The sequence below is a fragment of the Streptomyces sp. NPDC047000 genome (genome assembly GCF_040644295.1).
Classification (GTDB): Bacteria; Actinomycetota; Actinomycetes; order Streptomycetales; family Streptomycetaceae; genus Streptomyces.
The window spans coordinates 26,525-47,427 of record NZ_JBEYWE010000013.1 but is presented as its reverse complement, the minus strand read 5'-3'; the positions used below and the strand labels follow the sequence as shown (position 1 = coordinate 47,427).

At 71.7% G+C, this 20,903-nt stretch carries 18 protein-coding genes and 1 pseudogene; 12 read left to right on the top strand and 7 right to left on the bottom strand.

Features of this window, described 5'->3' with window-relative positions; all coding sequences use genetic code 11:
* Positions 1–104: 104 nt before the first annotated feature.
* From ABZ862_RS21310 to ABZ862_RS21295, 4 genes are all read right to left on the bottom strand, one after another.
* Positions 105–1,847 carry a M48 family metalloprotease gene (locus ABZ862_RS21310; RefSeq protein WP_360960298.1) on the bottom strand — a complete coding sequence of 581 codons (1,743 nt, stop codon included), beginning with the start codon at positions 1,845–1,847 and terminating at the stop codon, positions 105–107.
* Between the two features lie 92 nt (positions 1,848–1,939).
* Positions 1,940–2,647: a hypothetical protein gene (locus ABZ862_RS21305; protein WP_360960296.1), complete on the bottom strand. Its 708-nt coding sequence runs from the start codon at positions 2,645–2,647 to the stop codon at positions 1,940–1,942.
* Positions 2,648–2,719: 72 nt separating this feature from the next.
* Positions 2,720–3,418 (bottom strand): hypothetical protein, encoded by a 699-nt coding sequence (locus ABZ862_RS21300; protein ID WP_360960294.1) that lies wholly within the window; start codon positions 3,416–3,418, stop codon positions 2,720–2,722.
* Positions 3,419–3,925: 507 nt separating this feature from the next.
* Positions 3,926–4,360, bottom strand: a complete 435-nt coding sequence (locus ABZ862_RS21295) for a VOC family protein (protein WP_360960292.1) — start codon at positions 4,358–4,360, stop codon at positions 3,926–3,928.
* Between the two features lie 154 nt (positions 4,361–4,514).
* Here ABZ862_RS21295 and ABZ862_RS21290 point away from each other — a divergent pair, with 154 nt between their 5' ends.
* Both ABZ862_RS21290 and ABZ862_RS21285 read left to right on the top strand, forming a co-directional pair.
* A complete protein-coding gene (locus ABZ862_RS21290) occupies positions 4,515–5,606 on the top strand; it encodes a glycine betaine/L-proline ABC transporter ATP-binding protein (RefSeq protein ID WP_360960291.1) in 1,092 nt (363 codons plus the stop codon).
* Positions 5,599–7,389: pseudogene (locus tag ABZ862_RS21285) on the top strand (ABC transporter permease/substrate binding protein); the annotation flags it as partial. The gene ABZ862_RS21290 and the pseudogene ABZ862_RS21285, both read left to right, overlap by 8 nt.
* Positions 7,390–7,562: 173 nt before the next feature.
* Here the strand turns inward: ABZ862_RS21285 and ABZ862_RS21280 are convergent.
* Positions 7,563–8,105, bottom strand: a complete 543-nt coding sequence (locus tag ABZ862_RS21280) for a hypothetical protein (RefSeq protein ID WP_360960289.1) — start codon at positions 8,103–8,105, stop codon at positions 7,563–7,565.
* A 200-nt stretch (positions 8,106–8,305) separates the two neighbouring features.
* Between ABZ862_RS21280 and ABZ862_RS21275 the strand changes: the two genes are divergently transcribed.
* A complete protein-coding gene (locus ABZ862_RS21275) occupies positions 8,306–9,262 on the top strand; it encodes a helix-turn-helix domain-containing protein (protein ID WP_360960287.1) in 957 nt (318 codons plus the stop codon).
* 122 nt (positions 9,263–9,384) lie between these two features.
* Positions 9,385–10,383, top strand: coding sequence for a type I glyceraldehyde-3-phosphate dehydrogenase (gap, locus tag ABZ862_RS21270; protein WP_360960285.1), 999 nt, complete (start codon positions 9,385–9,387; stop codon positions 10,381–10,383).
* A 147-nt stretch (positions 10,384–10,530) separates the two neighbouring features.
* On the opposite strand, the gene ABZ862_RS21265 is transcribed toward gap, so the two are convergent.
* Positions 10,531–10,704, bottom strand: a complete 174-nt coding sequence (locus ABZ862_RS21265) for a CsbD family protein (RefSeq protein WP_360960283.1) — start codon at positions 10,702–10,704, stop codon at positions 10,531–10,533.
* Between the two features lie 148 nt (positions 10,705–10,852).
* On the opposite strand from ABZ862_RS21265, the gene ABZ862_RS21260 reads away from it, so the two are divergent.
* Complete coding sequence (locus tag ABZ862_RS21260; RefSeq protein WP_360960281.1) at positions 10,853–11,023, top strand: hydrophobic protein; 171 nt, start codon at positions 10,853–10,855, stop codon at positions 11,021–11,023.
* Positions 11,024–11,122: 99 nt separating this feature from the next.
* On the opposite strand, the gene ABZ862_RS21255 is transcribed toward ABZ862_RS21260, so the two are convergent.
* Positions 11,123–11,971, bottom strand: a complete 849-nt coding sequence (locus ABZ862_RS21255) for a helix-turn-helix transcriptional regulator (protein ID WP_360960279.1) — start codon at positions 11,969–11,971, stop codon at positions 11,123–11,125.
* Between the two features lie 101 nt (positions 11,972–12,072).
* Between ABZ862_RS21255 and ABZ862_RS21250 the strand changes: the two genes are divergently transcribed.
* From ABZ862_RS21250 to arcC, 7 genes are all read left to right on the top strand, one after another.
* Entirely contained in the window at positions 12,073–12,837 is a 765-nt protein-coding gene (locus ABZ862_RS21250) for an SDR family NAD(P)-dependent oxidoreductase (protein WP_360960278.1), read from the top strand.
* Between the two features lie 241 nt (positions 12,838–13,078).
* On the top strand, positions 13,079–14,335 hold the full coding sequence (gene egtA / locus ABZ862_RS21245) for an ergothioneine biosynthesis glutamate--cysteine ligase EgtA (protein WP_360960277.1): 1,257 nt from the start codon (positions 13,079–13,081) through the stop codon (positions 14,333–14,335).
* A gap of 358 nt (positions 14,336–14,693) precedes the next feature.
* Positions 14,694–15,248, top strand: coding sequence for a TetR family transcriptional regulator (locus ABZ862_RS21240; RefSeq protein WP_360960275.1), 555 nt, complete (start codon positions 14,694–14,696; stop codon positions 15,246–15,248).
* A 625-nt stretch (positions 15,249–15,873) separates the two neighbouring features.
* Positions 15,874–17,373, top strand: a complete 1,500-nt coding sequence (locus tag ABZ862_RS21235; RefSeq protein WP_360960273.1) for an APC family permease — start codon at positions 15,874–15,876, stop codon at positions 17,371–17,373.
* Between the two features lie 6 nt (positions 17,374–17,379).
* Positions 17,380–18,477 carry an agmatine deiminase gene (aguA, locus tag ABZ862_RS21230; protein WP_360960271.1) on the top strand — a complete coding sequence of 366 codons (1,098 nt, stop codon included), beginning with the start codon at positions 17,380–17,382 and terminating at the stop codon, positions 18,475–18,477.
* 227 nt (positions 18,478–18,704) lie between these two features.
* Complete coding sequence (gene ptcA, locus ABZ862_RS21225) at positions 18,705–19,715, top strand: putrescine carbamoyltransferase (RefSeq protein WP_360960270.1); 1,011 nt, start codon at positions 18,705–18,707, stop codon at positions 19,713–19,715.
* Positions 19,716–19,724: 9 nt separating this feature from the next.
* Positions 19,725–20,663 carry a carbamate kinase gene (gene arcC, locus ABZ862_RS21220; RefSeq protein ID WP_360960269.1) on the top strand — a complete coding sequence of 313 codons (939 nt, stop codon included), beginning with the start codon at positions 19,725–19,727 and terminating at the stop codon, positions 20,661–20,663.
* The last annotated feature ends 240 nt before the right edge of the window (positions 20,664–20,903 follow it).

Sequence of the window (20,903 nt, the reverse complement as noted above, 5' to 3'; positions counted from 1 at the left end):
GGCCGCTCAGGGCGACGGGGCACGCTCATTACCAGCGAGTATGCCCGTCGATGCGCCCACCGGACCGTGAGGGGCGACGGCTGCGCCGCTCCTCGGCCGGGGTCTTACCGTTGCACGAGCCGCAGCGTCAGCCGGACGGCGGCGGTGACGGTGGAATCGAAGGCACGGCACGCGACCACCGCGTGCGTGACACCGGTGGAGGCGTTGATCACATCGAGGCGCACCGTGCTTCCCGCCGCGCTGCGCAGCCGGGCGTCCGTCCACGTCGTGGTGACGCTGACGTCCGTGGTGCGGGTGAGGTCGCCGTGCAGGAACCGTGTGCCCCCGCGTACCGCGGTGGTGCGCAGCAGCGGGACACCGGCGTCGTCGGTGGTGAGGTTCCCCCGGGCGTCCAGGGTCCAGCGGGCCCCGGCGAGCCGGTCCGCCACGTCCTGTGCCTGACCCGCCGACCCGAGCAGGGGCCGTACGGAGAGAACGCCGAGCGTCCGGAAGGAGCGGGCGCGCCCGGCCTCCGTCGGCCCGGCCGCCTGCGGGACCCCGAAGGACGGCAGGCCCGCGGGCCGTGCGGGCGGTGCGGGTCTCGAACGCCGGGGGCAGGGCGTCGGCACAGGGCCGCCCGCCGCGGTCGGTGCCTCGGCCGGACGAGAGACCGTGGGGAGGTCGCCGGGCCGGGGGCCCGCCGGGATGAGACCGAGCAGCAGCACCAGCACGGGGAAGAGGGCGGCAGAGGCGTACACGGCCGGGGAGACGGGACCGCCCGCCGGACCCCTGCACCTCCACAGGCGGTTCCACGGGCGGGTGATCAGCGGCCAGAGGGCCAGTGTGCCGAGGACCGCCCACCAGGTGGGTCCCCGGACCAGCTGCTCCCGGGTGAGCGCCAGGGCCCGCAGGGCGGGGTCGTCCGCCCACGGACCGCCGAGCAGCCGGTAGGCCAGAGCGCCGCCGAGGAGGCCGAGCAGATCCACGGCCAGCACCACCGCGGGCCACAGGAGGACCAGCAGAAGCTGCGCCGTCGGTTGTCCGGCACGCGCGACGAACCACAGCCGCACACGGACGGGCGGGTGGTAGAGCCGGACGAGAGCGCTGTGCGCGGTCCGGTCCAGCTCGTTCAGTGCCCGGATCTGCGCCTCGGACGCCGCTGTCCCGGCCGCGTACCGGTCCGCGGCCAGCTCCGCCGACCACAGTGCCCCGGTCACCACCAGTACGACCTTGGGCACGCTCAGCAGCACCAGGACGATCTGGGCGGACATCAGGGGCGCGGTGGGGTCCCCGGAGACGGCCAGCAGGGCCACCGGCAGCAGACCGCACACCGCGAAGGCGTAAGGCCATGCCCTGACCAGACCGGTGAACGGGCTGCCGAGCCCGGCGACATGCTGCTCCCCGTTCCTGAGATGCCCGATCTCGTGCCGCAGGACCGCTTCGGCCGCCTCCCGGTCTCTGGCCCAGAGGCCGACCAGCGGACTGAAGACACCGACCCGCGCGGTGCGGAGTCCGCCGGGGTAGACGCGGGCGAGCAGGTCCTGGCGCAGACCGATCCGCAGCTGGGTACCCGGAGCCTGCTCGGTCAGGAACCGCTGGATGTCGTCGCAGTCGGTCGGGGCGCCGGGCGGCGAGGGGTCGGCGGGCCGGAGCCCGTAGTGCCGCTCGACCCACCATGCGCGCAGCCGGACCGCTGCGAGCGCGAGCGCGCCCGCCAGCAGGACGGCCAGGGGGAGCAGTTGCACGAGGGTGAGGGCCGTGACGGTCAGCAGACCAGGGCTGCGGCCGTGCCCGCGGTCCCGCAGGGACAGCGTCCACGCCAGCCGGCCGATCGGTGCCCCGGCCTGTGCCGCGAGCAGCCCCAGCATGAGCCAGAGCCATGGCGGCGGTCCCCAGCCTCGCGTGGACCGGTCACCGGTACGCGGTGCCCGCCGTCCCGCAGGTGCGGGGACGGCGGGATTCATACGTCGTCCGTCTCGTCCCGGGCGCCGCCGGACCCGGCCGGTCCGGTGCCGGCCGCGCCCCGGCGGTGCAGCAGTCCGGAGGCCGCACCCGCCAGGCGGCGCAGCGGGCTTTGCCGCGGCAGGACCGTGGGCGTGCCGGGTACGGGCGGCTCGTTCGCCACCAGGGCGTCGAGGAAGGACGCGATGTCGTCGCGCCGACCGGAATTCAGGAGACGGGCGGTCAGCTCGGCCGCGAGTTCCTCCGCCAAGGCGGCGTCGACCCCCCGGGCACGCAGCCGTCGGCACATGTCGAACGCGGCCCTCACGGCTTCGCCGGACGGCGGGGACGCACCCCTGGACCACCCGCCGGCGTCCGCTGCGTCGGAGGTCCGGTCCGGGGCGGGCGGCTCCTGCCCGGTGCCGCGCTGCGCGCGCAGGCCCACCAGGAGTGCCGTCGCGGCGATGGTGTTGGCGAACTGCTGGCTGCCCAGGGCGGCCTTCACCGCGTCGGCCGCGTAGGCCAGCGCGTCCAGCAGGGCGGGCAGTACGACCGCCAGGCCGCCGCCGAAGCCGCCGGGAGCGAGTCCTCCGGTCCGGAACAGGTCCTGGCGCGCCCGTCCGCCGGCCGCGTACGCCCGGGTGGTCTGCGCGGCGAGAGCGGTTTCGTCGCGGGCGGCCCAGCGTGCCACCTGTACGCCCCACCGGCCGAGCAGGTCATCGTCCATGGCGGTCTCCGTGTCCACGGCAGGGTCCGTCCCCGCTGGGAGCCGCCTTCGCCGGGTCCTTGCGCGAGGGCGTCACGAGGAGTTCCCGGTGAACTCGAACCGGAACGCCAGCTGTCCGTCGCCGGTGGTGCCCTGTGCCGTCAGGTCGGCGCTGCCGCCGTCGAGGGCGCCGTCCAGGGTCGTGCCCTCGGCCACGGAGTGGGGATAGCCGCCGGGCAGGTCGCCGAGGTCGGACCGGCAGGGGACGACGGGGCTGGGCCAGTTGAACAGATTGAGGGCGACGGCCTGCTCGGTGTGCGCGTCGGTGAGCCGTCCGCTCAGCTCGCCGCCGTCCCATGTGAGTGCCCAGTACGTGAGCAGCAGGTGCGGGTCGCGGGGGTTGCCCGCGAGGTCCTGTCCCGAGGCGGTGGTCACGGCAGCCGACCAGAACGACACCGCGCCCGCCGCCGAGGGCTGTCCCACAGCCAGCACCATGGAGAATGGATTGGCCTCGGTCTCTCCACCTCCGCTGCGCGGGCGGCTCAGATCCAGTGTGGCCGTCATGGAGTACTTCTTGGTGTCCGCGAGTCGCCGTGACCCGTCGGCGGTGCAGTAGTCGTACACGTCGACCGTGAGGCTGGCGGTGCCGCTGTACTCCTTGCCCCACAGCGCCGCCGGACCGCTCGCGGGGACACCGGGCGTGTCCGGTGAGGACGGGGGCTCGGCGGTCGTCGTGGCCGCGGTGGGCTCGACGGTGGTGGGGCTGCCGGTCGAGGGCGAGGGCGACGGCACGGTCGGCGCCGACGTCGCGGGCGGGGACGAGCTCTCCGTCCGCCCGGAGCCCGAGGCATTTCCCCCCGAGCATCCGCCGGCCAGCGCGGCAGCCAGTCCCATGCACACGCCGGCCGCGGTGACGGCGCGGGCCTGTCTCGGACGAGCCCCGGAAAGTAATGCCATGGCGTCCCCCTGCCCCCGGCCGGGACTTCGGTCCTGAAGACCCGGGCCAGCGATGTTACGCTCGGCGACCAAGTGATTACCCGGGATCCGGCCTTCGTTACCGATCCGTGCCCGCGGGGCCCCGCCCGTGACGCCCGCGCATCGGGCCTGCCGTGTTCCGGACCGTGGGCGCGCCGCGCCCTGAAGGCCGCCGGTGTCGCGGTCGGGGTGTCCGCCCGCCGGGCGAGAGGTGCCCCGAGCGCGTCCCGGACACCCCGCGGTCCCGGCCCGGGGCGTCGTCATCGGCCGGGACCGTCCGGTCCGCGGGCGGCCGATCCGAACGGGCGCCGTGTCCGCGGCCGTTCAGTCGAGACAGAACTCGTTGCCCTCGACGTCCTGCATGTTCTGGCACGACTCGTTGTAGCCGTCGGCGAGCAGGAGCTGCCCGCGCACCGCGCCGAGCGCGACCAGCCGTGCGCATTCGGCCTCCAGCGCGGCCAGGCGTTCCTCGCCCACGAGCCCGGTGCCGACGCGCACATCGAGATGCAGCCGGTTCTTGACCACCTTGCCCTCGGGAACGCGCTGGAAGAACAGCCGCGGGCCGACCCCTGCCGGATCCATGCATGCGAACGCCGCGCCCTGCCGCTCGGGCGGCAGCGAGCGGTCGAAATCGCCCCACGTCGCGAAACCCTTCGGCGGAGGCGGGACGACGTAGCCCAGCACCTCGCACCAGAAACGGGCGACACGCTCGGGTTCCGCGCAGTCGAAGGTGATCTGGACCTGCTTGATCGACGCCATCGGCCCATCGTAGAGGGCGTGTTGTGAGGTGTGCCACTGACTTGTTTGGTCTGGACCGGTGAGGGCAGGTGCCGCGTCGGAACGAGGTTGATTGCATATCCAAATGTTTGCGGTCGGCCAGTTCCTGTCCTTGCCCCCGAGACAAGAGGTGCGCGTGTCAGCCACGCTTGAGGCAGAGAACCTGTACAAGGTGTTCGGCAGACGGCCGGACGGCGCGGTGGAGCGGCTCCGTGCCGGGGCCGGCCGTGACGAGTTGCGTGCGGACGGTAACACTGCAGCCGTCGTCGACGTGTCGTTCACGGTGGAGCCGGGTCAGATCTTCGTTGTGATGGGTCTGTCCGGATCCGGCAAGTCCACGCTGCTGCGGATGCTGAACGGCCTGTTGGAGCCGACCGCCGGGCAGGTCCGCTTCGGTGGCCAGAATCTGACCAAGCTTTCCGGACGCGAACTTCGCGAGGTACGGGCGAAGAAGATCAGCATGGTCTTCCAGCACTTCGCGCTCTTCCCGCACCGCGATGTCCTGCAGAACGCGGCCTACGGCCTGGCCGTACAGGGTGTGCCCCGCGCCGAGCGCGAGCGCCGTGCCGGTGAGGCGCTGGCCCTGTGCGGACTGGCCGGCTGGGAGAAGTCCTGGCCCGACGAACTGTCCGGCGGCATGCAGCAGCGCGTCGGCCTGGCCCGGGCACTGGCCACCGATGCCGATCTGCTGCTGATGGACGAGTCGTTCAGCGCGCTGGACCCGCTGATCCGCCGTGACATGCAGGACCAACTGCTCGAACTGCAGCGGACCCTGAGGAAGACGATCGTCTTCATCACCCACGACCTCAACGAGGCGATGCGGCTGGGCGACCGGATCGCCGTGATGCGGGACGGACGCATCGTCCAGACCGGCACCGCCGAGGACATCCTGGTACGCCCCGCGAACGACTACGTCGCCTCCTTCATCCAGGACGTCGACCGCTCCCGTGTGCTGACCGCGTCCGCCGTCATGGACACGGAGGTGCAGGGCGACGAGGCCGACTGCGACTGCGCGACCGCGACGCCCGACACGCCGTTCACCGAGCTGTGCGCCATCAGCGCCCGCCTGCGGCACCCCGTCGCCGTCCTCGACGGGGAGGAGCAGCTCGTCGGGGTCGTGCCCCGGCGGCGGCTCGTGGAGTTCATCGGCGACGAGCAGGGCCCCTCCCGGTCCGCTGCCGCCGCGCGGGCGGCCGGCGACGGCAGGGCGGTGGCGGCCCGTGCCTAGGATCCCGCTCGGCGACTGGGTCAACGGCGCGGTCGACTGGCTGCTCGGCCACGCCTCCTGGCTCTTCGACTTCTTCAAGACGGTCTTCACGGGCATGTACGACGGCATCGACACCGTCCTGCAGGCTCCCCCGCCGCTGATCCTGGCCGGCGTCCTCGCCGCGCTCGCCTTCTGGCTGCGCGGCACGCTCGCCGGGGTGCTCACCTTCGCGGGATTCGCCTTCATCGACTCCCTCGGACTGTGGGACGACGCGATGGTGACGCTGTCCCTCGTCCTCGTCGCGACGGTGATCGCGCTGGCCGTCTCGGTACCGCTGGGCATCTGGGCCGCACGGTCGGACCGGGTCAGCGCGGTGGTCCGGCCCGTGCTGGACTTCATGCAGACGCTGCCCGCGATGATCTACCTCATCCCGGCGATCCTGTTCTTCGGCACCGGCGCCTCCGCGGGCATCGTCGCCACCCTGATCTTCGCGCTCGCCCCCGGGGTGCGCATGACGGAGCTGGGCATCCGGCAGGTCGACGGGGAACTGGTCGAGGCGGCGGAGGCGTTCGGCACGACGCCGCGCGACACGCTGTTCAGGGTGCAGCTGCCGCTCGCGCTGCCCACCGTGATGGCCGGCGTCAACCAGGTCATCATGCTCGGCCTGTCCATGGCCGCGATCGCCGGCATGGTCGGCACCGGCGGCCTCGGCGGCGACGTCAACGAGTCCATCGGCCGGCTCGACGTCGGCCTCGGCTCCGAGGCCGGTGTCGCCATCGTCATCCTCGCGATCTACCTCGACCGTATGACGGGCTCCCTCGGCGACCAGGTCTCCCCGCTCGGCCGCCGCGCCGCCGCCAGGGCGCGGGCCGCACAGGGGCTGCGTGTCTGGTCCTACCGGCCGCGCCCGCAGGTCGCCGTGATCGGCATCGTCGTGCTCGCCCTCACCGGCGCCGGCCTCAGCGTGTTCGGCGGCGGCGCGTCCACCGCCGTCGCCGACGGCAAGGACGTCGGCCGGGGCGAGAAGATCACCATCGGCTACATCCCCTGGGACGAAGGCGTCGCCTCCACCTTCCTGTGGAAGGAGATCCTCGAGGAACGCGGCTTCCAGGTCCGCACCGAGCAGTTCGAGGCCGGACCGCTCTACACCTCCCTCGCGGCGGGCGACATCGACTTCCAGACCGACGCCTGGCTGCCCACCACCCACGAGCAGTACTGGAAGAAGTACGGCAGCCGGCTCGACGACCTCGGCTCCTGGTACGCCCGTACCTCGCTGGAACTGAGCGTGCCGTCGTACCTGAAGGACGTCGACTCCCTCGCCGACCTCAAGGGCAGGTCCGCCGAGTTCGGCGGGAGGATCACCGGCATCGAGTCCAGCGCGGGTGAGATGTCCCTGCTGAAGGACAAGGTCCTCCCGGCCTACGGCCTCGGCACGGAGTACGAGGTCGTCGACAGCTCCACGCCCGCCATGCTGGCCGAGCTCGAGCGGGCGTACCGCAAGAAGGAACCCGTCGCCGTCACCCTGTGGTCGCCGCACTGGGCGTACCACGACTACCACCTGAAGAAACTCAAGGACCCCAAGAACGCCTGGGGCGCCGGCGACGCCGTGCACACCGTCGCCCGCGAGGGCTTCGCCGACCGGAACCCGGTCGTCGCCGGATGGCTGAAGGACTTCAGGATGAGCGAGAAGCAGCTCACCGGTCTCGAGGCCGAGATCAACGAGGCGCCCAGGGGCCGGCAGCAGGACGCGGTGCGTACCTGGCTGAGGAAGAACCCCGGCGTGGTCGACGAACTGGCCCCGGTGCGGTCCTCCGCCACCTCCGCCGCCACGAACCGTCCCGCCCGGTCCTGAACACCGCACCCCGACCGGCGCGGCAGCGCCCGGCGCCCGTTCGCCGGAGCACGACGAACGGGTGCCGGGCGGTGCCGGGCGGAGCAGGGCGGTGCTCTGCGGAAGCGGGGGTGCCGGCGGACGTCTCAGGGACGTGGCGCCGGCCGGAACCTGCGGGTCCGCACGGGCCGCCGCGGCACCAGGAGCTCCGGTGCGGGCTCACGCCATGCGTAGAACATCACGCAGGTCAGGACCGTGGCCAGGCAGGCGACGCAGAGCAGCACCACGGTCAGGCTGTCGAAGCGCCGCATGGCCAGGGCGACGCCGACGGCCAGCAGCGAACTGGCGACGAACGCGGCCCGCAGCCCCCAGTACGAGGCCGGGCCGATGGGTAACGGGTGCTCGCTGACGTAGGTCTCCCAGCCGATCGAGCCGGGACCGGCGTGTGCTTCGATCCGCGAGCGGAGGTAGTCCGCGATGCGGTGTATGCGGAACGTGTGGTGCAGCCAGTTGATGCCCATGACGAGGGACAGCACGGGGTGGATGAGGACGATGGCCGGGTTCTTCATCTGGACGCCCACCGACAGGACGGTGCCCAGGGAGATGACGGTCGACGCGGTGATCTTGAACTGGAGCTCCACGAGTGTGAGGATCTCGCTGCGCAGGCCGGAGTACTCGGCCGCGACCAATTGCGTTGCGTCCCAATCCGCTTGAGGTCTGTTCACCATGACCACGTGGTAGCACCGGCGGGCGGGGGCGTGACAGGCCGCCACCGGACGAAAGACGGACGAAGGACGGACGCGGGCGCCGCCCGCCCCCGGCCGCCGGACCGCCGGCCGGGGGCGGGCCGCCTGATCGTCCCGGGACCCGTCCCGCGTACGCTGGCCCGGTGCCGTCCTCACGTCTGCGCCGTGTCGCCGTCCTCGTGCTCGACGGTGCGAAACCCCTGGACGTCGGTATCCCCGCCCAGGTGTTCTCGACCCGGGCGAGCATGCCGTACGAGGTACGGGTGTGCGGCGCCGCGCCGGGGCCGGTGACCGGCGGTGACGGACTGTCGTACCACGTCGGACACGGGCTGGACGCGCTCGCCTGGGCCGACATCGTCTTCCTCCCTGGCTGCCGGCTTCCCGGCCGCGACGACCCGCCGCGGGCCGTCGTCGACGCACTGACCGCCGCCCACGACCGGGGCGCACGGCTCGCGGCCATCTCGACGGGAGCCTTCACACTCGCCGCCACGGGTCTGCTCGACGGCAGGCGCGCCACGACGCACTGGCACTACACGCAGGCGCTCGCGGCGAGACATCCCCGCGTCCGCGTCGACCAGAACGTCCTGTTCGTCGACGAGGGACGGGTCCTCACCTCGGCCGGCGCGGCCTCCGGCATCGACCTGTGCCTGCACATCCTGCGCGCCGACCTCGGTGTCGCCGCGTCGAACCACGCGGCCCGCCGGCTCGTCGCGGCCCCCTACCGCAGCGGCGGCCAGGCGCAGTACGTGCCGCGCAGCGTGCCGGAGCCGCTCGGCGAGCGGTTCGCCGCCACCCGTGAGTGGGCGCTGCGGCGGCTGCCGGAACCGCTCACCCTCACCGCGCTGGCCCGGCACGCCGCCGTGTCGCCCCGTACGTTCTCCCGGCGCTTCGCCGAGGACACCGGGTACACGCCGATGCAGTGGGTCATGCGTGCCCGTGTGGACAGGGCGCGTGAGCTGCTGGAACGTTCGGAGCGCAGCGTCGAGCAGATCGCGGCCGACGTCGGTCTCGGCACCGGCGCGAACATGCGCCTGCACTTCCAGCGGATCCTCGGCACCACCCCGAGCGAGTACCGGCACACCTTCGCACGGGGCGAATGACCGCGGGCGAGGCGGCCCGGGAGGCATGGCGCGATCCTTGCGAACCGTGGCGATCAGGCCGATGTCACCGCCCGCCGCCGGGCGGGAACCTGGTGGTGCGACGAAGGGAAGGGACACCACACATGACTCGCATCGCCATCAACGGATTCGGCCGCATCGGACGCAATGTGCTGCGCGCCCTGCTCGAACGCGGCAGCGACATCGAGGTCGTCGCCGTGAACGACCTCACCGAACCCGCCGCGCTCGCCCGGCTGCTCGCCTACGACACGACGGCCGGCCGGCTCGGCCGTCCGGTGAGCGTCGACGGGGACGACCTGATCGTGGACGGCCGCCGCATCAAGGTGCTCGCCGAACGCGATCCCGCGCTGCTGCCCTGGGCCGAACTCGGCGTCGGGACCGCCCTGGAGGCGACGGGCCGCTTCACCTCCGCCAAGGCGGCGCGCGCCCACCTCGACGCGGGCGCGGACAAGGTGCTCGTCAGCGCGCCGTCCGACGGCGCCGACGTCACGCTCGCGTTCGGGGTCAACACCGGGGCCTACGACCCGGAGCGGCACACCGTCGTGTCGAACGCCTCGTGCACGACCAACGCGCTCGCACCGCTGGCCTCCGTGCTCGACGACCTCGCCGGTATCGAACACGGCTTCATGACCACCGTGCACGCCTACACCCAGGAACAGAACCTCCAGGACGGCCCGCACCGTGACGCCCGCCGCGCCCGCGCCGCCGCCGTCAACATCGTGCCGACCACCACGGGCGCCGCCAAGGCGATCGGCCTCGTGCTGCCGAACCTGGCGGGCAGGTTGTCCGGCGACTCGATCCGGGTGCCCGTCCCGGTGGGCTCGATCGTCGAACTCAACACGAGCGTGGCCCGCGACGTGACGCGCGACGAGGTGCTCGCGGCCTACCGTGCCGCGGCCGAGGGGCCCCTCGCCGGGATCCTGGAGTACTCGGAGGACCCGCTCGTGTCGTCCGACATCACCGGCAACCCCGCCTCGTCCGTCTTCGACTCCGCCCTGACCCGGGTGGACGGCCGCCACATCAAGGTGGTCGCCTGGTACGACAACGAGTGGGGCTTCTCGAACCGGGTGGTCGACACGCTCGAACTCCTCGCCGCCCGCTGACCCCGCGGGGCTTGCGACAACGCCGGGGGAGTGCCGCACCGGCCGGTGGAAACCGCGGGGTGGAAATTCCGGGGAGAACTCCGGACGGACAGCGGAAAGGGGCCTTCCTGCCGAGGAAGGCCCCTTTCCGGGGGAACACGGCCGACGTCAGCGCTTGAAAGCGTCCTTCGTCTTTTCCTTGGCCTGGCGCGCGTCGCCCTTGCTCTTTTCGGCCTGCCCCTCGGCGGTCATGCGCTCGTTGCCGACCGCCCGGCCCATGGCCTCCTTGGACTTGCCCTTGGCCTGCTCGGTCTTCGCCTTGGCCTTCTCGCCGGCACTCATGAAATGGCCTCCTCAGCGTGTCTGGAACATGTCTGAGCCGCTGTCACGGCAATGTGCGGGTGCCCCGGCGCTCCCTTCACAAACAGAGAACTCCCGAGGAATGCCGGACACGATGCGGGGCACACGGAGCGGCGAGGAGGTAGATGAAATGGTTCCCCTGTTGCTTGTTCTGCTTCTTGCCCTGGTCCTTTTCGGTGCCGGTTTCGCCGTCAAGATCCTGTGGTGGGTGGCCATCGCCGTCCTGGTGCTGTGGCTGCTGGGCTTCGTCACCCGCTCCACGACAGCCGGAGGCGGCCGAGGCCGCTGGTATCGCTGGTGATCCGCCCGCACCGGTGATCAGCTCGTGCTCCCGTCCTTCCCGAAGGGCGGGAGCACGCTGGTGCGGGCCCGGCGCCGGCGCCGGGCCCGCGGCGCCCGGCTAACGCTCGGCGTCGCTGAAGCGGTTCAGCCCCAGCACCGCCAGCAGCTGCAGTTTCTCGTGGCCCTCGGTCCGCGGCGGAGCGGTGAGCACGAGCAGCGTCTGGGACCGGTCCTCCGTGAACAGCGCCTGGCAGTCCAGTTCGATCGCACCGATCTCGGGGTGGATGAGCGTCTTGTGGTCCTCGAACCGCTGTGCGACCTCGTGCCGCTCCCACAGCTCGGCGAACTCCGCGCTCGCCTTCCGCAGGGTCCGTACGAGGTCGCCGGCCCGTGACCGCGGGCCGCGCAGCCCGTAGGCGGCCCGCAGCCCGGCCACCTGGGCGCGGCTCTGCCGGTCCCGGTCGGCCTCCGGATAGGTGAACCGCTCCGCGGGATCGGTGAACCAGCGGTAGATCGCGCTGCGGGCCGCGCCCGTGTGCCGCGACGCGTCCCCGAACAGCGCGGCGGCCATCCTGTTCTGCACCAGCGTCTCGCCCAGCTCCGTCAGGACGAGCGCCGGTGTGTCGTCGAGCCGGTCGAGCACCCGCAGCAGCGCGGGGGAGACATGGGCAGCGGCTGCCGACGACGCCGGCGCGTTGTGCCCGGCGACCCGGTACAGGTAGTCGCGCTCGTCGCCCGTCAGCCGCAGCGCCCGCGCGAGCGACGCCAGCATGTGCTCGCTCGGCTGCGGGCCCCGCTGCTGCTCCAGCCGGGTGTAGTAGTCGGTCGACATCACGGCGAGGGACGCCACCTCTTCGCGCCGCAGCCCCCGGGTCCGTCGGCGCGCGCCGGCGGGAAGGCCGACGTCGGCGGGCTGGAGCGCCTCGCGGCGGCTGCGCAGGAAATCGGCCAGGGCTGCACGGTCCATGCGGTCGATTGTCACCCGGCGCCGGTGCGTCAACCAGGGATCGCCGATCCCCCGACAAGCGGTCTCTGCACCCGGGCCGGCCGGCCCGCGACGATCGGTGCATGAACATCTCCGGAAACACCGTCTTCATCCCCGGCGCCACCAGCGGCATCGGTCTCGCCCTCGCCCTGGAGCTGCGGGCCAGGGGGAACACCGTCGTCGTCGGCGGGCGGCGCACCGAGCTGCTGGAACGGATCGCGGCCGACCACCCGGGCATCGGCACCGTGCGGATCGACACCGCGGACGCGGCGAGCATCGCCTCCGCCGCGAAGCAGGTACTGGCCGACCACCCCGACCTCAACGTCCTGGTGACGATGGCCGGCATCATGCGCGCCGAGGACTGGCGCGATCCCGCGTCGTTCCTCGCCGACGCGGAAGCCACGGTGACGACGAACCTGCTCGGTCCGATCCGGCTCATCGCCGCGTTCGTCGAGCATCTGCAGGGCCGGCCGGACGCCACCGTCATGACCGTCTCCTCCGGCCTGGCGTTCGCGCCGCTCGCGATCACCCCGAGCTACAACGCGACGAAGGCGGCCGTCCACATGCTCAGCGAGTCCGTCCGGCTGCAACTGGCCGGCACCTCGGTGAAGATCGTCGAACTGGAGCCGCCGGCCGTGCGCACCGCGCTCCTGCCCGGGCACGAGGACAACGAGCACGCCATGCCGCTCGACGAGTTCGTCGCCGAGGTGATCCAGCTGCTCGAGACCCGGCCCGACGCCACGGAGATCCAGGTCGAGCAGGTGAAGTTCCTGCGCTACGGCGAGGCCCGCGGCGACTACGACCAGGTCGTCGCGGCGCTCAACCCCTCCGATCCGCACGGGAAGTAGCCCCCGCCGCACGGTGAGCGGCCCCCGCCGCGCGCGGAAGGCCGCCCGGGCCGCAGGGCACCCTGCCTGGCGCCGGAACCCGGCGGTCCGGGCCGGGCGGCGGACCGGTCCGGGCCGCGGACCGGGCGGAAGGCGCCCTTGTCACGACAGCGCATGACAGCCGACCCTTGGGGCAGGCATTGCCGTACGTGTACCGGATCGCGGATCCCGTCGGCACTGCGGCGACCCAGGAGGCTCCCGGATGTCGGTTTCACCGGAGTGCGGCATCGACGGTTCACCTCGCGTCACCGAGCCCGGCGCCGAGACGCTGATCGACGGCAGCTGTTTCCGGACCGGCCCGCCCCGGACCGTCGGGGTGGAGGTGGAATGGCTCGTCCACGACGAGCGGGCCCCCCACGACCCCGTCGCCCCGGAACGGCTGGAAAAGGTCTACGCCGTCCTGCGCGGCCTGCCGCTGACCTCCGTGCTGAGCGTCGAACCCGGCGGCCAGCTGGAGCTGAGCTCCCGGCCGGCCCCGTCGCTGGCCCGCTGCGTCGCGGAGGTCTCCGCCGATCTCGCCGCGGTGCGGTCCGTGCTGCACGGGCACGGCCTGGCACTCGTCGGCATGGGCGTCGACCCCGTGCGTCCGCCCCGCCGGTTCCTCCGCGAGCCGCGGTACGACGCCATGGAACTCTGCCTCGGCCGCACGGGTCCGGCCGGGCGGACCCTGATGTGCTCGTCCGCCTCCGTCCAGGTCTGCCTGGACGCCGGAGTCGACGGGCCGGGCGTCATGGGGTTCGCGCACCGCTGGCGGCTCGCCCACCGGCTGGGCGCGGTCCTGGTCGCGGCGTTCGCGAACTCGCCCGTGGTCGGCGACCGGGTGACCGGCTGGCGGTCGACGCGGCAGCTGCTGTGGACGGAACTCGACCCGGGGCGCTCCGGCGGACCGTCCCTGGCCGGCGAGCCGCGCCACGCCTGGACCCGGCGGGTCCTCGACGCCCCGGTGATGTGCGTACGGCAGGACGACGGCCCCTGGGAGGTCCCGGACAGACTCAGCTTCCGCGACTGGATCCGCTCGGACACCATGCGTCCCCCGACCCGCGCGGACCTCGACTACCACGTCTCCACACTGTTCCCGCCCGTCCGGCCCCGGGGACATCTGGAACTCCGCATGATCGACGCGCAGCCCGGGGACGACGGGTGGGTCGTACCGCTCGCGGTCGCCACGGCCCTGTTCGACGACCCGCGGGCCGCCACGGCCGCCCACCGGGCCGTGGCGCCCCTGGCCGCGCGTGCCGCCGGGCGGCCGGCGCCGCACAATCCGCTGTGGACCGACGCCGCGCGCCGCGGGCTGTCCGACCCGGAGCTGCGGCGCGCCGCCGTGACCTGCTTCGCCGCGGCACTGGACGCCCTGCCCCGGCTCGGGGCGGGCACGGACGTCACGGAGGCCGTCGAGGCATACGCCGACCGCTACGTCCGCCGGGGCCGCTGCCCGGCGGACGACGTGCTGGAGAGGTAGACCGGCATGGCCGGTCGGCCGGCCGTCGGGGAACTCGACGACCTGTACGGATCCCGTCCGGCGGTTCGCCGGGGGCCCGCGGAGCCCGATGCCCGGTTGCCGGTCGGCGCGGCTCTCGGCCGACGTGCACGCCGGGGGCCGTATGCCGAGCCCCACAGGGACATCCGATGCCCCTGTGCTGCCGGGGGCACCGGAGCGTCGCCGTCGTGGTTGCACGAGTAGACTCCTTGACCGACGAGTACGGCGGTGTGCCGAACCGGTGATTGCAGGGGGCGACGTCAAGGTGTCGACGGCGGGTGTGCGCTCCTCCCGACCTCACGGCAGTGAGCGTGGGCGTCGGGCCAGTGGCGAACGCAGGATGCGGCAGATTCTCGACGGGGCCGTGCAGGTGGTCGGCAACGGTGGACTGGGCGCGCTGACCCACCGGGCTGTGGCCGACATAGCGGGCGTCCCGCTGGGGTCGACGACGTACTACTTCAAGGACCGCGACGACCTGATGCGCCGGACCATGGAGCACGCCGTCGAGATCGAGGCCGAGCGACTGGCGGCCATCGTGGAGGACTTCGACGGCGACCTCACGATCGACACGTCTGTCGACGTGCTGACCGAGATGTTCTTCGACAAGACCGTCGCGGACCCTCTGTACGATCTCGCGCTGTTCGAGATGTTCCTGGAAGCGACCAGGAACCCCGCGTTCCGCGGCCTGACCCAGTCGTGGTCCCGCATGATCGCGGTGCTGACCGACCGCGTGCTGCCGCCCACCGATCCGGCAATTCCCCGCGAGACGGCCGTACAGATCGTGGCCACGCTGATCGACGGACTGATGCTGGAGGAGGCTTCCAACCAGACGCTCGGCCTGGAGAAGCTGTCCGACCGGCTCCGGATCGTCATCACCCGCCTGAGCGCGTCCTGACTTCCGCCCCGTCGGAGTGAGGACGGGGCCGGCCCGCTCCGGCAGGCGGCTGTGAGGCCCTTCCTGCTGTTCCGTCACGCCCGCCGGTCCGCCTGCCGGATGGGACATCGTGCCCGGCGGACGTTCGCCTGTGCGCGGACAGCTGACAGCGGACAACGGCTGCCCCGGGCGCTGCGGTCGCCCTGCCGGGACGCGCGGCTCGAGGTGCTCGAGGACGGCGGTGCCGACTGCCGGTCGGTTCGCGTCCGCCCGTGATCAGGCTGCTCGCCACCGGGACCGGTGCGATCCGAGCGCTGCCTCCTCTCCCCGGCCGATGGTCCGTCACCGCACTTCCGTCGCCGCCGCAGCCGGCTCCCGGACGGCAAGGGGCCTGACGTCCCGCGCTTGTGAGCCCCAGGGTCCTTGTGGCCGATTCCGAACCTCGTACATTTGTACATAGTGAATCTCGGGCCGCACACCGGAATCTCCTTCCGGTGCGCGGCGGGAAAAATTGGCTGCGCGTACGGCACTGTCTCGGCCAATCGGATCCACCCGCCTGCGATTTTCCCCGGGCCGGCCTTCCGGCGGTCCGTCGGAGGGAAGAGACGCAGGCCGATTCAGCGGTATGCGGAGCAAAGGAGCAACCATGACCGCGCAATCCGAAAAGCCGCCCACCGCAGAGGGTGGCGCGCAGCATCCGGGTTTCCGGATGTTCGACATGGTGCTCTTCTCCGTGTGCGCCATGCTCCTGCTCTCCCAGTTGACGGTCACGGCGGCCGTGGGGCCCTCCGCCATCTTCTGGACCGTCGTCATGATCGTGGTCTTCTTCCTCCCGTACGGACTGGTCACGAGCGAGCTGGGCTCCACCTACCCGGACGCGGGCGGCATCTACGCCTGGGTGGTGCGGGCGTTCGGCAATCGCTGGGGGAGCCGCGTCTCGTGGTGGTACTGGGCCAACGTCGCTCTGTGGGTCCCCAGCGTCTACCTGATGTTCTCCGGCGTACTGTCCTCGATATTCTTCGACGGGAAACTCGAGTTCTGGGTGCAGGTCGCGATCACCGTGGCATTGATCTGGCTCAACTACCTGGTCAATGCGCGCAGCCTGGAAATCGGCACATGGGTGTCGAACATCGGCGCGGGAATCACCGTCCTGGTGATCGTCTGCGTGGCCGTGGCGGGAGGGACATACGCCTCCGCGCACGGGTCGGCGACCCACTGGACGCTGAGCACCGTCCTTCCCCATGAGGGATTTCCAGCCATCGCGCTCGCTCTGCCCGTCATCATCTACAACTTCCTGGGCTTCGAGCTGATGTCGTCCGCGTCGACCCAGATGCCGAACCCCAAGCGGGACGTGCCCAAGACGATCGCCATCGCCGGCGCACTGATCGGCGGCTTCTACCTGATCGCCACCCTGGGCATGCAACTGCTGCTCCCCGCCGACGAGATCTCCGAGACGACCGGCCTGATCGACACCCTCACCCGCGGGCTGGACGGCGTACCGGGCGGTGGTGTCCTGGTGACCGTCCTGGGCATCGGCTCGCTGTACTGCTTCTTCGCGTGCCTCATCCCCTGGACGATCGGCGCCAACATCGCGGCGTCCGAGTCCGCTCAGCAGGGCGACCTGCCCAAGGTGTTCGCCAGGACCCACCCCGAGCGCGGCACGCCGGTCGGCGCGGCCATGCTCTGCTCCGTCGTCGGCACCGTGGTGACCCTCGGCTACGCCGTGCTGTTCTCGCTGACCGACGGCGCCGTCGACGACCTCTTCTGGAACCTGTTCGCCTTCTCCTCGGTGATCTTCCTGCTGCCGTACATCGTCATGATGCTCGCGTTCCGCAAGCTGCGCCGCACCGACCCCGACCGCCCGCGCCCCTACCGGGTCCCCGGCGGGCCCCTCGTGGAACTGCTCGTGACATGGGTTCCCGCCCTCCTGCTGATCGCCGCCGCCCTGTTCTTCGTGTGCAACCCCTTCGACTTCTCCGCCGAAGTCACCGGCTCCATCGTCGCCGGCCTGGCCGTCACCTTCGTGATCCAGGAGATCTTCTGCAAGAAGTCACCCGAGTGGACCCGGCAGCGGGCCGTCGAGCGCGGTGAGGATCCCGGCACCGCCGCCCAGTTCTCCGACACCGTTCCCGCTCAGAAAGGCTGATCCGCCATGGGACCGACGCTTGACTCCACCCCGGCCGCAGACGGCTACCGGATGCCCGCCGAGTGGGCCCACCACAGCGGCTGCTGGCTGGTGTGGCCCGAACGCCCCGACAACTGGCGGCTGGGCGGCAAGCCCGCACAGCGGGTGTTCGCCGAGGTCGCGACCGCCGTCGCGCAGACCGAGAAGGTGACCGTGCTGGTCTCGGCCGCCCAGTACGACAACGCCCGCAGTCGGCTTCCCGCCGGGGTACGGGTGGTGGAGATGTCCAGCGACGACTCCTGGATGCGGGACACCGGCCCCACCTTCGTGACCGACGGCACCGGTGATGTCCGCGGTGTGGACTGGGACTTCAACGCCTGGGGCGGCCTGGTCGACGGACTGTACTTTCCCTGGGCGAACGACGACGCCGTGGCCCGCAAAGTCCTGGAGATCGAGGAACTGCCCCGCTACAAGGCGCACTTCGTCCTCGAGGGCGGGTCGATCGACGTCGACGGCGAGGGGACGGTCCTGGTCACCGAGGAATGTCTGCTGTCCGAGGGCAGGAACCCCGGCCTGACGAAGGACGAGATCGGCCAGCGGCTGCGCGACTACCTGGGGGCCGAGAAGGTGATCTGGCTGCCCTTCGGCGTGTACCTGGACGAGACCAACGGGCACGTGGACAACTTCTGCCGCTTCGCCGCACCCGGCAAGGTGATGCTGACCTGGACCGATGACGTGAACGACCCGCAGTACAAGCGGTCGCAGGCCGCCCTGGAGGTGCTGCTGGCGGAGACCGACGCGCGAGGCAGGAGGCTCGAGGTCGTCAGGATCCACCAGCCCGGCCCCATCCTGATCACCGAGGAGGAGTCGAACGGCGTCGACACCATCGAAGGGACCCTGCCCCGCCAGACCGGCGACCGGCTGGCCGGCTCGTACGTGAACTCCTACATCGGCAACGACGTCGTGATCCTGCCGGTCTTCGACGACCCGCACGACCAGGACGCGGTGGCCGCCTACACCGAGCTGTTCGCCCCCCGCCGCGTCGTCACCGTGCCCGGCCGCGAGATCCTGCTCGGCGGCGGCAACGTCCACTGCATCACCCAGCAGCAGCCGTCCGGCCGTTAGAGCCCGCGGCCACACCTGGCCGACCCGGCCGCGGGCGCCCTCCGTCCCGCCCGCGGCCCGGGCTCCGGCCCTCCCTCTCCTTCCCACCGGTCCGTCGACCGCCCGGGCCCCGGCCCGTCCTGGCGCGCTCGACCGCTCCGCACTGCCCGCATCCGCGAGGGGCGTCACCGAACCACCCTGTCCGCCTCCCCGCGAGCCCAGCCACGCACAGAGAGAAGAAGCACGCGATGACCGCAACGGACTTCATCGACACCCAGGACTTCACCAAGGCCGAGCTCCTGGACATCGTCCACCTGGGCATCGAGCTCAAGCGCTGCATCGACGCCGGCTACTACCCGCCGCTGCTGAAGGACCGTACGCTCGGCATGATCTTCGAGCAGTCCTCCACCCGTACCAGGGTCTCCTTCGAGACGGCGATGACCCAGCTCGGCGGCCACGCGCAGTACCTGGCCCCCGGCCAGATCCAGCTCGGCGGCCACGAGACCATCGAGGACACCGGCCGGGTGCTGTCCGAGCTCGTGGACGTACTCATGGCGCGTGTCGAGCGCCACAAGACCGTCGTGGACCTCGCACGCTGCGCCTCCGTCCCGGTGCTCAACGGGATGTCCGACTACAACCACCCCACCCAGGAGATCGGCGACCTGATCACCATGGTGGAGCACCTGCCCGCCGGCAAGCGGCTGGAGGACTGCAAGGTGGTCTTCGTCGGGGACGCCACCCAGGTGTGCGCCTCCCTGATGATGATCACCACGAAGATGGGCATGGACTTCGTGCACTTCGGGCCGGAAGGATTCCAGCTCAGCGAGCACTTCCAGGCCATCGGCGACCGCAACTGCGCCGAGTCCGGAGGAAGTCTGCTGGTCACCGACGACGCCGACAAGGCCATGGCCGGGGCCGACTTCGTCTACACCGATGTCTGGTACGGCCTGTACGAGGCCGAACTGTCCGAGGAGGAGCGCCTCGCGGTCTTCATGCCCACCTACCAGGTGAACGCGGACCTGATGGCGAAGGCCGCGCCGCACGCCAGGTTCATGCACTGCCTGCCTGCCACCCGTGGCGAGGAAGTGACCGACGAGGTACTGGACTCCGAGCACTCCGTCGCCTTCGACGAGGCCGGCAACCGGCTGACCGCACAGCGGGCCCTGCTCGTCTACTTCCTGCGCCCCCGTACCCCGAACCCCATCAAGGCCGCCGCCGCGAAGGCCGGCCTCGAGGCACACCTCGCGACGATCCTCTGAGAGCACCGTATGTCACGCATCGTCATCGCGCTGGGCGGCAACGCGCTCGGCAGCAACCCGCAGGAACAGCGGGAACGGATCGCCGCGTCGGCTCCCTCACTCGTCGGGCTGATCTCCCTGGGGCACGAGATCATCCTCTCCCACGGGAACGGCCCCCAGGTCGGGGCCATCAGCCTGGCCTTCGACACCGCGTCCCGGCACACCGAACGGGTCACGCCGATGGACCTGCCGGAATGCACGGCCATGAGCCAGGGCTACATCGGCTATCACCTCCAACAGGGCATCGACAGGGAACTCCGTGCGCAGCACATGCCCTGGCACGTGGCCACCGTCGTCACACAGGTCGAGGTCGCCGCGGACGACCCCGCGTTCGCCACCCCGACCAAGCCGATCGGAGGCTTCTACGACGAGGAGACGGCCCGGGACCTCATGGCCAAGGACCCCGCGCTCGTCATGGCGGAGGACGCCGGGCGCGGCTGGCGCCGCATGGTGGCCTCTCCCCGGCCGCTCGGCATCCCCGAGCGGGACTCCGTCCTCAACCTGCTCGACCACGAGTTCATCGTGATCGCCTGCGGCGGGGGCGGGATTCCGGTGGTCCGGGACGGGGCCGGCGGCTACCGGGGCGTACCGGCGGTGGTCGACAAGGACTTCGCCTCGGCACGGCTCGCCGAGGCCGTCGGGGCGGACTGCCTGTTCATCCTGACGGCCGTCGACAAGGTGGCGGTCAACTGGGGCCGGCCCGATCAGAAGGACCTCGACGACCTGGACGCGGACACGGCCCGGCGGTACATCGCCGAAGGTCACTTCGGTGCCGGTTCCATGCTGCCGAAGGTGCAGGCCGCCGTGGAGTTCGCCGACAGCGGCGCCGGTCGCCGTGCGGTCATCTGCTCGCTGGACAAGGCACCGCTGGCCATGACCGGCCGCAGCGGCACCGTGATCCACAGCTAGAGCTGTGGTCGGCGCCTGCCGGGGAAGAAGCCTTTCCCGGCAGGCGCCGGTTGTCGTCCTCCGGGAGAGGCGGCCTGGGCCGTCAGCCGGAAAGCGGGCGGACCCGGGCACCCGGTGCCGGTCACCTCACCCGGGTCGCGGACACGGGTACCCCGGTGCGGCGGACCGGCCACCGGCTGCTCGCCGGAGCCGGCTTGCCGGGAGACCTTCGGTGCGCCCCGCCGGGGCCCAACGGTCCCT